This window comes from Nocardioides salsibiostraticola, assembly GCF_054783655.1.
In genome coordinates, this window is sequence record NZ_BAAGQD010000001.1 from 46,562 (window position 1) to 59,370 (window position 12,809).

The following is a 12,809-nucleotide window of genomic DNA, read 5'->3' on the forward strand; positions in this document are numbered from 1 at the left end:
CCCCGGGTGCGAGATGCCTCACGCCACGCCGCACTCCCCGCACACGAGCCAAATCGGGTGCGCATCCGTAGGATCGAGACCCCGGATCCTTCCCCATCCGGTCGCAGGAGGGTCGCCCGTGCCATCAGATCGTCACGCCACCAACGGCAACGACGCTCGATCTGGCGACCCCATGACCGGGCGGCTACTCGAAGGTCGCTACCGGATCGCCGGGCGAGTGGCCCGTGGCGGGATGGCCTCGGTCTACGAGGCCACCGACCTTCGCCTGGACCGAACCGTGGCGATCAAGATCATGCACGCCGGGCTTGGGGAGGGCGACGACTTCGCCACCCGCTTCGTGCGTGAGGCGCGCTCGGCGGCCAAGCTCTCCCATCCCAACGTGGTGTCGGTCTACGACCAGGGCGACGACGACGGCGTGGTGTTCCTGGCCATGGAGTACATCCACGGTCACACGCTGCGCGACACCATCGCCAAGGAAGCTCCGATGTCACCGTCCAAGGCGTTGGCACTGGTCGAACCCATCCTGTCCGCCCTGAGCGCGGCCCATCGCGCCCAGATCATCCATCGCGACATCAAACCCGAGAACGTCCTGATCGCCGACGACGGTCGTATCAAGGTGGCCGACTTCGGTCTGGCCAAGGCCATCAGCGCCGACACCCAGCACACCGCGACCGCCGGGGTCCTGATCGGAACCGTTTCCTACCTGGCCCCCGAACTCGTCATCGAGGGTCGCGCGGACGCTCGAGCGGACGTGTACGCCGCGGGCGTCGTCCTGTTCGAACTGCTGACCGGAACCAAACCCCATGAGGGCGAGACCCCCATCCAGGTCGCCTACAAGCACGTTCACGAGGACGTTCCCGCCCCCTCGAGCCTGGTCCCCGGCATCCCGGAGTACGTCGACGCCCTGGTCGCGCGCGCCACCGCCCGGGACCGTGGGCAGCGTCCCGCCGACGCATCGGTCCTGCTCCATCAGGTGCACCGGGTCAGCCACGCGCTGGCGGCCGGGGTCCGTGAGGATCCCGAACTGACCCAGGATCTGGCCCTGACCTCCACCACGCGTCAGCTGCGGGACACCACGCCGGAGCCGTGGGACGAGGAGGAGATGGCGACGCTGTTGGCGCCGACCCCGGCGGGCGGGCCCTCCCCCGAGGACCACGAGCCCGACGACCGGGAGTACACCGTGACCTACCCGGTGGCCGACCCACCACCGGTTTCTCCTGCGACCCCGCAGCGAGGCGAACGAGGACCCCGTCCGCCCTCCCCGCCCTCCGGGGTGGCGAGTTCGGCCGCCGCGGGCCGGGGAGGATCCTCGAAGCCAGCGCGCGGCAAGCGACCCAAGAAGGGGCCTCTGCTGTTCCTACTGGCTCTGGTCCTCGCCCTGAGCGGGGGCGGCGCGGCGTACTGGTTCGGGTTCGCTCGCTACACCACAACCCCCGGGGTGCTGGGGATGGAGCAGTCCGCCGCCGAGGCGAAGTTGGATGCAGCCGGCCTGGGTTATGAGTACGACGACCCGACGTACTCCGAGACCGTGCCGGCCGGTGCCGTCATCAGCAGTGATCCGGCCGCCGGATCCCGTGTGCTGAGCGACGGGTCGCTCACCCTGCAACTGTCCCTCGGCAAGGAACGCTACGACGTCCCCGAGGTCGCGGGCATGACCGAGGATGAGGCTCAGGACGCCCTGCTCACGGTGCGCCTGGCCTACGACGAGAGCGTGGAGAAGTTCTCCGAGACGGTGGCCGCGGGGGTCGTGATCGGCAGCAGGCCCGCGTCGGGGACCACCCTGCGTCCCGGCGCTGCGGTCGATCTGATCATCAGCAAGGGCCGCAAACCGATCAACGTGGGCGACTGGGTCGGCAAGGACATCGAGGACGTACGCGCGGCCTACGAGAAGCGCGGGCTGGTCGCGGAGGTCGCCTCCGAGGAGTTCAGTGACGACGTCGCCAAGGACGCCGTGATCTCCCAGAACCCCAGCGGCGGCACCGTTTTCCGAGGCGAGTCGGTCTCCTTCGTGGTCTCCAAGGGTCCCGAACTGGTCGAGGTCCCCTCGGTTCGGGCCTTCGGGGTGAGTGCGGCCACCGACCGGCTCGAGGACCTCGGCTTCGAGGTCGAGGTGCAGTCGAGGAGCTCCAACCCGTTGGGCTTCGTCTTCAGCACCGACCCCGGTTCGGGAGAGCTGGTCCCCAAGGGCAGCACCATCACCCTCAACGTGGTCTGAGCGCCGCACCGCACTAGCCTGCGCCCATGCGCAATCCCATCGGAACCCACGTCCTGGTCGGCAAGGGTCTGGCCGCTGGCGCGTTGGCCGACGCCGAGGAGCTCGGCTGCGAGACCCTGCAGGTCTTCGTCGGCAACCCCCGGGGATGGGCACTGTCGGCGGGCAAACCTGCCGAGGACGTTGCCTTTCGCACCTCCGCCGCGGAGGGCGGGATCCGCACCTTCATCCACACGCCCTACCTGGTCAACCTCGGTTCCCCCACCCCGGCGACGTACGAGAAGTCCGTCGCGCTGGTGGCGCACAACCTGAAGCGGGCCGCCGAGATCGGGGCCGAGGGGGTGGTCGTGCACACCGGGTCGTACGTCGATCCCAGCAATGACCGCGAGGGCGCCACCGCGCGGTACGCCGCGGCGATGCGTCAGGTGCGCGAGGGTCTGTTGCCTCTGCTCGAGACGATCGCGGACGACGCTGCACCGTGGCTGCTGTTGGAGCCCACCGCCGGGCAGGGGCGCAGCCTGTGCGCCGGGGTCGAGGACCTCGACCCCTACCTGGAGGCGCTCGACCACCACCCCAAGGCCGGGATCTGCCTGGACACCTGTCACGTGTTCGCGGCCGGGGCGCCGCTCGACGAGGACGGCGGGGCCACGTCCACCGTCGACCGGATCGTCGAGATCGGCGGAGCGAACCGACTGCGGCTGATCCACGCCAATGACTCGATGGACGTTCGCGGAGCGATGAAGGACAGGCACGAGAAGATCGGGCAGGGGCACATCGGCACCGGTGCCTTCGCCGAACTCTTCGCTCACCCGGCCACCGAGGGCGTTCCGTTCATCCTGGAGACCCCGGGGTCGCGCACGGCCGACGACCCGGACCTGCCGCTGCTCAAAGAGTTGCGGGCCTCCACCGCGATGTGAGTCGTCCGGCTGGGGTTCGGCTGCGGATCGTCTGCTCGTTTCCGGGTGTCGGTCCACCCCCGTAGGCTGACTGGGGTCCGGGCTGGCCGTATCGACCATGGGAGGCGAGATGGACACCTGCAGGGTCTGCGGCCACCGCGTCGACGTGGGCCGGTTCTGCTTGAACTGTGGGACTCCGATCGACGGTGAACCCCATCCCGAACTGATCCCCGACCCGACGTCCCATCTGCCGCCCGATCGACCGTTTGCTGCGTCTCCGCACCGGCAAGAGGTCGAGGGACGACCCCTCATCGCCTGGCTGCCCGTGCTCGTGATCGGCCTCGTCCTGTTGGCGGGGGCCGCCGGGGTAGGTGCGTGGTTGTTGGGTGGCGCCAGCGGCGACGACTCCGAACCGACGGCCGCCGAGTTGGCTGCGGCTTCCGGCGGAGCGCCTTCGGCGAGCGGGCCCGCGGAGCCGAGGACGCAGGGTCCTGAGGAGGAGCGAGAGGAGCCGCAGGACCTCATCCGGTTCGCGATGCCCGAGGTCCCGGGCACAGCCTCACCGGGCCGGGACACCTCGAGGAATCTGGTCCGCTACGACGCGGCCAACATGGTCGACGGCCTCCCCGGCACCACGTGGCGAACCCCGGGCGACGCCACCGGTGGTGAGATCACCCTGACCTTCCCTGCGCGAGCCGTTCTCACCCGCGTCGGGCTCATCAACGGCTACGCGAAGAGCGCCGGATCGCTCGACTGGTACGACGGCAACCGACGTATCGAGTCGGTCACCTGGACCTTCGATGACGGCACCACCGTGCGTCAGGACTTCGCCGAGGACCGCACGATGCAGAGCATCGACATCGATCCGGTCACCACCACCACCGTCACGATGACCATCGATGCGGTCACCGACCCGGGGTCGGGCCCGGCATCGCGCGACTACACCGCGATCAGCGAAGTCCTGCTGTTCGGCACCGCGGCCTGACGGTCGCCGTTCACCGGTTGAGTTCAGGAACAGACGCTCTCCGCTGTCGGCACCAGCGGTGTCTCGGGCCCTAGCGCATCGAGCACCATCGCGATCACCGCAGGAGTCCGCGGGACGTCCCCGTGGCTGACCACCAGAGCCGGGCACACCGACTGGATCGAGTAGTCCACCGCTCCGTCCAGGCTCCCAGACGACGGCGGTACGACGGTCTGGTCGTCGGTGGTCCACAGACTGACCCACTCCGGTCCCGCGGGCGTCTCGTCGTCGACGTTGAGTCCCCGTAGGAGATCGGAGTCGGGAACGAGTTGCTCACAGGCCGCGGGGCAGGCGTCGGGGGCCAGTCCCCCGGCCAGGGCCGCGATGTCGGTGCCGTGGTGCGGGGAGGCCAGCGTGACCGCCCGGCGTACCAATGACCCGCCGCCCTCGGAGTCCACGAACACCCGGGCCACGACTCCCCCGGCCGAGTAGCCCACGACATCGACCGATGGTGCGCCCTGTGCGACCAGGCTCGAGGCGACCTGCTCCACCTGCTGAGCCTGCTCAACCAGGTCACCGGTGCCGTCTCCGGGTGGGTCGATGATGCGGGCGTCCCGGCCGGAGTCGATCAACGCGGCCTGGAGCACCTCGAGGGAGTTGGTGTTGCCGCCGTACCCCGGCAGGAGCAGCACCGGACCGACCGACTCCTGGTCGACGGGTTCGACCGGATCGTCCCCGGTGACGCGGGCGGCCGCGGCGATGAAGACGAGGACGCCGACCACGAGGCCCGCCAGAGCGATGAACAGGCGACGACGTTGCGGGGACATGCCTCCGAGTCTGCCTGGGTGTGCCCAGCGGCCAAGCCCTGTGGACCCGTCCGATGACCCGGCCCGGTCAGCTCAGTCGGCGATGTCCTTGGTGGCGAAGTTCGCCCAGGCGGCGCCGAAGAAGGCTCCGATGTAGACCAGTTGCAGCAGGGTTCCCTTGACCAGGTCGCGCCAGAGGATGGGGTCGCGGAACAGATCGACGAACGCCAACCAGTAGCGGGTCGGCAGGTAGGGCCAGAACACCTCGGCCGCGTCCAGGGTCAGCAACAGGGTCGAGGCGATGAAGATCGAGATCGTGCCGAGAGCGGCCCCGAGCGGGAGGTCGGCGACGGTCGAGAGGAACAGCGCGATCGTCGCGACCCCGGCCATGCAGAGCATCGCGTAGGTGAAAGCGAGGGTGGTCCGCCCCACCAGTTCCGGGGTCGAGAAGCTGGTGCCGGAGACGCTCGTGGCGCCGGTCGTCAGGGACTCGGTGCCGAGCAGGGTGATCCCCAGGACGTAGGCCACGACCGCCACCACGATCACGGTGACGACGACGAAGGCCAGCACGGCGACGAGTTTGGCGACCAACAGGCGCAGGCGCCCTACCGGACGCACCAGCAGGTAGCGCAGCGTGCCGAGTTGGGACTCCCCGGCGATCGCCTCGCCGCCGACGATGGACACCGCGATCGGCAGGAAGAGTGGCAGGACGATGGCCAGTGCGGCCAACGGATAGAGGGTGCCGTCGGTGAGCACCGCGGAGAGGAACGCGGGCCCCTCACCGGGTCGGGGTCCGAGGTTGGTCACCGCGAGGAGGACCGCGACGATCACCGGCAGGGCGTTGATGAGCGCGATCGTCACCCAGGTCCGTCGGTTGCGCAGCAGTTTGGAGAGTTCGACCCGGATCACGAGGCGACCCCCGGGGTGGGCTCATGGACATCCGCGCTGGCCGTGCTGGCCTCGAGAACGACTTCCTCGAGCGTCCGGCGCTCCAGGGTCAGTTCACCGATGCGTACGCCGGCCGCCACCAAGAGCGCGTTCAGGTCCGGGGCGGTCGCACCGGCGATGACCAGACGGTCGCCGATCGCATCCTGCACCCGTGCCCGGTCTCCGTCTGCAAGAACCTCGCGAGCCAGACCCGCGTCGGGGGTCTTCACGATCACCCGGCCGGTGGGGCCGCGCAGGTTCTCCAGACGGTCCTGGAGGACGAGCCGACCCTGGTCGAGCACGCCGACCCGGGTGCACATCAGGTCGATCTCGGCGAGCAGATGGCTGGAGAGGAACACCGTGGTGCCCTCGGCGCTCAGACGCACCAGCAGCGCGCGGATGTCGCGGATCCCCTGCGGGTCGAGCCCGTTGGTGGGTTCGTCGAGGATCAGTAGCCGCGGTCGTTGCAGCAGCGCCCCCGCCAGACCGAGTCGTTGCCGCATGCCCAGGGAGTAGGCCTTCACCGGCCGGGCGTCCACACCCGACAGGCCGACCTGCTCGAGCGCCTCGCCTACGCGCGTGGATCGCCCCGAACGGGAGGATCCGCGACCCATCGCGTCGAGCAGGGTGAGATTCCGCCGCCCGGAGAGGTGAGGGTAGGCCGCAGGTCCTTCGATCATCGCGCCGACGTCCGGCAGCACCCGGCCCGCCGCCGCCGGCATGGCCTGGCCCAACACCTCGGCGTGCCCGGAGGTGGCGAGGACGAGGCCGAGCAGCATGCGCACGGTGGTCGTCTTGCCCGAGCCGTTGGCCCCCAGGAAGCCGTAGACGTCACCCTCGCGGACGTCGAGGCTGATGGCGTCGACGGCGGTGATGGAACGGAACCGCTTGGTCAGGGCCTCCGTGCGAATCACCGAAGGTCGGGGGTCCGGATCGGTCATCAGTCTCCTACGAACACGGTGTCGGTGAACAGATCGCGCGCCGAGGCGGCCAGCAGGTCCCCGCTGACGGTTCCGGCGATCAGCCAACCGCCGTCGTCGCCCTCCCCTGTGAGCAGAACGGCGAGCGGACCGAACGGGACCAGCGTGCCCTCGGGCTCCAGAGTGCTCCCCGGTGTCTTCTGCAGTTGGTCACGCAGGGGACGGGCCTCCCGACCCCGCAGAGGGATGGTGATCAGTTGCGTCAGCCCGGATCCGTAGACGCCCACCGCGCCCCGGGTCGCGTCGGTCTGGGCCAGCCCGCCCACTGCGGAGGGTGGGATGAACGGCGCGAACTGATTGGCCGCGTCGGCGATGTCGAGGACCTCGTCGAACTGCGTCTCGATCGTCGGGGACGGCTCGAAGATCACCTGGTCCGGGTCGGGCGTGGTGGTCGAGAACTCCGCAAAGGCCGTCGAGACCGCCGCGACGACCCCGTCGACGGCGTACACCTCGACGCGCAGGGGTACGCCGGTGTCGGGGTCGGCCCACAGGTCCACCCGCGCGATCCGACTCGTGTCGTCCGGGGAGGTGACCCGCAGCCCGGGTGCGACGCGACCCGCGATCCGTCGGGTGCCCAGTCGTGCGACGTCGTTGTCGGTGACGTCGCCCAGGAGACGACGCGCGAGGAGCGGCGGAAGTAGGTCTGAGGACCGGGGTAGGCGGATGTCGGGGTCGACACTGGTGGTCGCCGTGGCGTCCTCGTAGTCATATTCGGTGGTCAGGTCTCCGACGTGGATGAGGTCGGTCTCCCCGGCCAGCTTGAGCCGGTTGACCCTCCACGCGTCCTCGCCGCGCCACCACACCCGAAGCCTCGACTCGTCCCCCAGAACCGCGCCGACGTCGGTGAACCTGTCGACCGTGGGAAGCGCCAGGGTCCCCCGACTCTCGACGTACCCGCTGTAGGGCTGGTCGCTCGACCCGCGGACCAGGTCCAGGAGATCCCCAGCGCTCACGTTGCTGCTCGGTGCCGGGACCTCGCGGACCGCCAGCGGCACCGTCACCACGAGCACGACGCCGACCACCACGAGGAGCCAGCGTCGTAGGGGCGTCATTCATTCGAGCCTACGGGGGTGGTGCGTACGCCGAACGGACCTAGTTCACAGGTCGCGATGGACCTCGGAACCCTCCGGCAGTCCAGTGGTGGAGCGGTTCAGGTGGATGATCGCCACCACCAGACCGCCCCAGATGATCAGCATGGACACGATCATCATCACGATGGCTGAGGCGCTCATCGGTTTCCCTCCACTCGTTCGACTTCCGGATCGGACAGGTCGGTGCCCCGTCGCCACGGCACTCGAGCCACCAGGAAGCCGAAGGCGGCCACCGCCACCGCTGCTCCCCACCCGAAGACCAGCAGCATCCAGGCGGGATAGCCCCCGTAGGGGTCTTTGATGTCCGCCCACAGTGCAGCGACCAGGACGCCGGTGAGCGCAAGCGGGGTGACGACCCCGATGAGCGCCCGCCACCACAACCCGATCGGTATCGAGCCGCCGTCGTTGAGGTGAGCCCCCAACATCGGCAGGGCGCGGACGCCCCACGCCACCACGAGCATGGACACGACGGCCACCAGCAGGATCCCGAACTGGTTGAGGAAGTGGTCGAGGATGTCGAGCACGTAGAGCCCACTGGTGGTCGAGAGGAACATCAGGCTCAGCAGCGCCATCGGCACCGCGACCCAGACGGTCGCCGCGGCCCGGGTCATCTCGAACTTGTCGCGGACCGCGGAGATGACCACCTCGATGACCGAGATGAGCGAGGTCAGGCCTGCGATCACCAGGGACCCGAAGAAGAGCACTCCGATCACGGCCCCGCCCGGAGCCTCGCTGATGATCGCCGGGAAGGCGATGAAGGCCAGCCCGATGCCGTCGGCGGCCACCTCGTCGACGGCCATGCCGCTGGCCTGGGCAAGAAAGCCCAGAGCCGCGAAGACCCCTATACCCGCCAGCAGTTCGAAGGCGGAGTTGGACAGGCCCACCACCACGGCCGAACCGGGCATGTCGGTGTCACGGTCGACGTAGGAGGAGTAGGTGATCATGATGCCGAAGCCGATCGACAGCGAGAAGAAGATCTGCCCGAAGGCGGCCCCCCAGACCGACGGCTGAAGCAGTGCGCCCCACTCGGGGGTGAAGAACGAATCGAGTCCGGCGCCGGCGCCGGGCAGGAACAGGGAACGCACGACCAGGATGGTGAAGCACACGATCAGGATCGGGATCGCGACTGCGGCGGTGGCGCCGATCCCCCGCTGAACACCCAGCAGCAGAACACCGATCACCACGACCCACACCACGAGCATCGGCACGAGTACGCCCCAGACGGGCGAGGCACTCACGCCGGGATCGCCGAGTTGGAGGAACTCTCCGTAGAAGAACTCCTCGGGCTTCGACCCCCAGGCCTGGCTGACCGAGAACACGGCGTACCGCACGGCCCAGGCGAGGACCGCCGCGTAGTAGACGGCGATCAGGAAACAGATCCCGACCTGCCACCAGCCCAGGCCCTCTGCCCCGCGGCGCAACCGCGCGAAGGACAGCGGAGCAGAGCCCCGGAACCGGTGGCCGATCCCGTAGTCGAGCAGCAGGAACGGGATACCCGCGGTCAGCAGTGCGACCAGGTAGGGGATCAGGAACGCCCCACCGCCGTTCTCGTAGGCCACGTAGGGGAAGCGCCACAGGTTGCCGAGCCCCACGGCCGAACCGATGGCGGCGAAGATGAAGACCTTGCGGCTGGAGAAAGACCCCCTGCTGGCGTCCTGCTCCGCGACGTTGTGCGTACTCATCGGCTGCTCCGAGGGTCAGTTGGGGTGTTCTGGGTCACCCTAGTTCTTCGAGCAGCCGCTTCGGGTGCTGACCTCGCACGAAGCCCATGAACGGCGGATGGATGCTGTAGCCGACCAGACGGCGTACGTGCTCGCTCGACGCCGCCACCCGCTCACGGCTGACCGACAGACTGAAGTTCTCCTGGGGCCGGCACCACGGTCGGCAGTACTGCGCGGTGACGCACATCCGGGAACGGTCGGTGTGATTGGCACCCCCGCCGTGCCAGGTGGTCCCGAGGAAGAACAGCATCGAGCCGGCCGGCATCACCGCTTTCACGGCCGTGGCAGTCTCGTCCTCGGTCGGATAGTGGTCGTCCCAGAGGTGACTGCCCGGCAACACCACGGTCGCACCGTTGTCCTCGGTGAAGTCGTCGACCGCGATGATCGTCGCCGCGCCGAGCGCCGGACGTGGTCGGGGCCAGGGGTAGAACGCGTCGTCCGGGTGCAACGGTTGCGCCTTCTCACCGGGCGCGATGTCGATGACCTGCAACTGCGAGAGCAGGTAGTTGGGTTCGAAGAGGTCATCCAGAAGCCCGAGGGCGATCGGATGCTCGACCATCTCGTCGAGCACGGTCGTCTCGTCGAGAGGCGAGTAGAGGCGGCGGGTGCGCAGACCCTCGAACTCGTTGCGACCGCCGTCGTGGACGAAGAGCGGCTCCACCCCTGCGCGGACCGCCGCCAACTCCGTCTCGTCGAAGACACCTTCGACGATCGTGTAGCCGTCGCGCTCGAGATCGTTCAGGCAGCGTTGCTTCAGGTCCGGGTCCATGGGCGGCTGGGTGCCCGCGGTCGAGGCGTACTTCCGCGCGTGGTCGGCGGTCTGGTAGTCCCCGCTCACCGGAGAATGTCACCGAGGATCTTGGCGGCGTGCTCGGTCTGCTCGCGATCAACGTCGAGGTGGGTGACCATCCGTACCGTTCGCGGCCCGACCGTGGCGATGCGTACGCCGGCCTCTGCGGCCCGGCGTACGACGTCGGCGGCGTCCTCACGCTCCACGACCACGATGTTGGTGTCCACCGACTGCGGATCGACACCACACGCCTCGGCGAGCAGACGTGCGTGGACATGGTCGTCGGCCAACCGCTCCACGTGGTGGTCCAGGGCGTGGAGACCCGCGGCCGCCAGGATCCCGGTCTGCCGCATCCCACCCCCGAAGCGCTTGCGCCACACCCTCGCCTCGGCCACGGCGTCCTTGCTGCCCACCAGCAGCGAGCCGATCGGGGCGCCGAGTCCCTTGGACAGGCACACCGACATCACGTCGGCGATCGCGCCGTACTCAAGCAGCGGCGTGCCGGTCGCCACATGGGCGTTCCAGATCCGGGCGCCGTCGAGGTGCACCTTGGCTCCCACGGATTCCGCGTAGGCCTTCAGGGCGCGAAGGTCCTCGATCGGGAGGACCGCTCCCCCGGCGAAGTTGTGGGTGTTCTCCACCGAGATCGCCGCCGTGGGCACGAAGAACGGCCCCATGTCGGGGGCGAAGAGTCCCTGGATCATCGGCAGGTCGATCTGTCCCCGCTCGTGGATCCACGTCCGCATGGTCACCCCGAGGAAGGCTCCGTGGGCCCCCAACTCGGCGCGGGCGATGTGGGCCCGCGACTCGCAAAGCACTTCCTGGCCGGGCTGCACCAGGGACCGGACGGCCAGGACGTTGCCCAGCGATCCGGTCGGGGTGAACAGGGCCGCCTCGTGGCCGAAGAGTTCCGCCACTCGCTCTTGAAGAGCATTGGTGGTCGGGTCCTCGGCGTAGACGTCGTCACCGACCTCGGCGGCGGCCATAGCCGCCCGCATCGCCGAGGTGGGGGCGGTCAGCGTGTCGGACCGCAGATCGACCGAGAGGCTCACGGCCTCAGGCCTTGCGCAGCATCTCGGCCACCAGGAACGACAGCTCGAGGGACTGGACGCGGTTCAGGCGCGGGTCGCACACGGACTCGTAGCGCGAGGAGAGGTCGAGGTCTGTGAGGTCCTCGCCTCCACCCACGCACTCGGTGACGTCGTCACCGGTGAGTTCGATGTGAACGCCGCCGGGCCAGGTTCCGGCGGCGCGGTGCACGTCGAAGAAGCCCTGGACCTCCTCGATGACGTCGTCGAAGCGGCGCGTCTTGTAGCCCGAGGACGCCTCGAAGGTGTTGCCGTGCATCGGGTCGCAGACCCAGGCCACCTCGACGCCGGAGGCCGCGACCTTCTCCACGAGATTGGGCAGTCCCTCGCGGATCTTGCCCGCGCCGAAGCGGGTGATGAAGGTGAGTCGACCGGGTTCGTTGGCGGGGTTCAGCTTGGCCGCCAGCGCCAGGGCATCGTCGGGGGTGGTCGTGGGACCGAGCTTGACCCCGATCGGGTTCTGGATGTGACTGAGCATCTCCACGTGGGCGCCGTCGAGCTGCCGGGTGCGTTCGCCGATCCACACGAAGTGGCTCGAGACGTCGTAGGGCAGGTCGGTGCGCGAGTCGATACGCGTCAGAGCGTGTTCGTACTCGAGGATCAGCGCCTCGTGCGAGGAGTGGAAGTCGACGCGGTGGAACTCGTCGGGGTCGGCGCCGATGGCCGACATGAAGGCCAACGCCTTGTCGATCTCCCGGGCCAGCAGCTCATAGCGCTGTCCGGCCACCGAGTCGCGGACGAAGTCGGTGTTCCAGGTGTGGACCTGGCGCAGGTCGGCGTACCCACCGGTGGTGAAGGCACGCACGAGGTTGAGGGTCGCGGCGCTGGCGTTGTAGACGTCGACCAGACGGTGCGGGTCGGGGATGCGGTCGGCCTCGGTGAAGGGGAATCCGTTGACAGCGTCACCGCGGTAGGCCGGGAGCGTGATGTCGCCGCGGGTCTCGAAGTCCGAGCTGCGGGGCTTGGCGTACTGCCCGGCCAGGCGACCCAGCTTCACCACCGGCACGGAGGCTGCGTAGGTCAGCACAACGGCCATCTGCAGCAGCACGCGCAACTTGTTGCGCACGTTGTCCGCGGTGACTCCCTCGAGGGTCTCCGCACAGTCCCCGCCCTGGAGCAGGAAGGCCTCACCGCGGGTGACGGCGGCCAGTTTCTCCTTGAGCTCGTCGCACTCCCCCGCGAACACCAGCGGGGGCATCCGGCGCAAGGTGGTCACGGCGGCGTCCACCGCAGCAGAGTCGGGGTACGTCGGCTGCTGGGCCGGGCCGAGCGCGTGCAGGTCAGCGAGGTCGGGGAAGTTCACCGGTCAAGCCTACGCGGAGCCGCAGCGGGCGCGC

12 protein-coding genes are annotated in these 12,809 nt (G+C 69.0%); 3 read left to right on the forward strand and 9 right to left on the reverse strand.

Going from position 1 to position 12,809, the window contains the following annotated elements; genetic code table 11:
* The first annotated feature begins 118 nt into the window (after positions 1-118).
* From pknB to ACYVLV_RS00230, 3 genes are all read left to right on the forward strand, one after another.
* On the forward strand, positions 119-2,215 hold the full coding sequence (gene pknB / locus ACYVLV_RS00220) for a Stk1 family PASTA domain-containing Ser/Thr kinase (RefSeq protein WP_460806665.1): 2,097 nt from the start codon (positions 119-121) through the stop codon (positions 2,213-2,215).
* A gap of 26 nt (positions 2,216-2,241) precedes the next feature.
* A complete protein-coding gene (locus ACYVLV_RS00225) occupies positions 2,242-3,129 on the forward strand; it encodes a deoxyribonuclease IV (RefSeq protein WP_460806667.1) in 888 nt (295 codons plus the stop codon).
* A 109-nt stretch (positions 3,130-3,238) separates the two neighbouring features.
* Entirely contained in the window at positions 3,239-4,093 is an 855-nt protein-coding gene (locus ACYVLV_RS00230; RefSeq protein ID WP_460806670.1) for an NADase-type glycan-binding domain-containing protein, read from the forward strand.
* A 23-nt stretch (positions 4,094-4,116) separates the two neighbouring features.
* Here the strand turns inward: ACYVLV_RS00230 and ACYVLV_RS00235 are convergent, their stop codons facing one another.
* The 9 genes from ACYVLV_RS00235 to ACYVLV_RS00275 form a co-directional block, all read right to left on the reverse strand.
* Positions 4,117-4,896 carry an esterase/lipase family protein gene (locus tag ACYVLV_RS00235; RefSeq protein WP_460806673.1) on the reverse strand — a complete coding sequence of 260 codons (780 nt, stop codon included), beginning with the start codon at positions 4,894-4,896 and terminating at the stop codon, positions 4,117-4,119.
* A gap of 72 nt (positions 4,897-4,968) precedes the next feature.
* The gene (locus ACYVLV_RS00240; protein ID WP_460806676.1) at positions 4,969-5,784 is read right to left on the reverse strand and encodes an ABC transporter permease; all 816 of its coding nucleotides are present in this window, start codon (positions 5,782-5,784) and stop codon (positions 4,969-4,971) included.
* Positions 5,781-6,743, reverse strand: coding sequence for an ABC transporter ATP-binding protein (locus ACYVLV_RS00245; RefSeq protein ID WP_460806678.1), 963 nt, complete (start codon positions 6,741-6,743; stop codon positions 5,781-5,783). Before ACYVLV_RS00245 ends, ACYVLV_RS00240 begins: the two co-directional genes overlap by 4 nt.
* Positions 6,743-7,834, reverse strand: coding sequence for a sigma-E factor regulatory protein RseB domain-containing protein (locus ACYVLV_RS00250; protein WP_460806681.1), 1,092 nt, complete (start codon positions 7,832-7,834; stop codon positions 6,743-6,745). Before ACYVLV_RS00250 ends, ACYVLV_RS00245 begins: the two co-directional genes overlap by 1 nt.
* A gap of 45 nt (positions 7,835-7,879) precedes the next feature.
* On the reverse strand, positions 7,880-8,014 hold the full coding sequence (locus ACYVLV_RS00255) for a methionine/alanine import family NSS transporter small subunit (RefSeq protein WP_460806682.1): 135 nt from the start codon (positions 8,012-8,014) through the stop codon (positions 7,880-7,882).
* Positions 8,011-9,555 (reverse strand): sodium-dependent transporter, encoded by a 1,545-nt coding sequence (locus ACYVLV_RS00260; RefSeq protein WP_460806684.1) that lies wholly within the window; start codon positions 9,553-9,555, stop codon positions 8,011-8,013. The genes ACYVLV_RS00255 and ACYVLV_RS00260 overlap by 4 nt, the downstream gene beginning before the upstream one ends.
* Positions 9,556-9,589: 34 nt before the next feature.
* Positions 9,590-10,432, reverse strand: a complete 843-nt coding sequence (locus ACYVLV_RS00265; RefSeq protein ID WP_460806688.1) for a phytanoyl-CoA dioxygenase family protein — start codon at positions 10,430-10,432, stop codon at positions 9,590-9,592.
* On the reverse strand, positions 10,429-11,436 hold the full coding sequence (locus ACYVLV_RS00270) for a threonine aldolase family protein (RefSeq protein WP_460806690.1): 1,008 nt from the start codon (positions 11,434-11,436) through the stop codon (positions 10,429-10,431). Before ACYVLV_RS00270 ends, ACYVLV_RS00265 begins: the two co-directional genes overlap by 4 nt.
* 4 nt (positions 11,437-11,440) lie before the next feature.
* Positions 11,441-12,775: a class II 3-deoxy-7-phosphoheptulonate synthase gene (locus tag ACYVLV_RS00275; protein ID WP_460806692.1), complete on the reverse strand. Its 1,335-nt coding sequence runs from the start codon at positions 12,773-12,775 to the stop codon at positions 11,441-11,443.
* Between the last annotated feature and the right edge of the window lie 34 nt (positions 12,776-12,809).

Excerpts from the sequence above, each read along its gene's own strand:
- ACYVLV_RS00225 (WP_460806667.1), top strand. The coding sequence starts at position 2,242 with ATGCGCAATCCCATCGGAACCCACGTCCTGGTCGGCAAGGGTCTGGCC.
- ACYVLV_RS00230 (WP_460806670.1), top strand. The coding sequence starts at position 3,239 with ATGGACACCTGCAGGGTCTGCGGCCACCGCGTCGACGTGGGCCGGTTC.
- ACYVLV_RS00235 (WP_460806673.1), bottom strand. The coding sequence starts at position 4,896 with ATGTCCCCGCAACGTCGTCGCCTGTTCATCGCTCTGGCGGGCCTCGTG.
- ACYVLV_RS00245 (WP_460806678.1), bottom strand. The coding sequence starts at position 6,743 with ATGACCGATCCGGACCCCCGACCTTCGGTGATTCGCACGGAGGCCCTG.
- ACYVLV_RS00260 (WP_460806684.1), bottom strand. The coding sequence starts at position 9,555 with ATGAGTACGCACAACGTCGCGGAGCAGGACGCCAGCAGGGGGTCTTTC.
- ACYVLV_RS00250 (WP_460806681.1), bottom strand. The coding sequence starts at position 7,834 with ATGACGCCCCTACGACGCTGGCTCCTCGTGGTGGTCGGCGTCGTGCTC.
- ACYVLV_RS00255 (WP_460806682.1), bottom strand. The coding sequence starts at position 8,014 with ATGAGCGCCTCAGCCATCGTGATGATGATCGTGTCCATGCTGATCATC.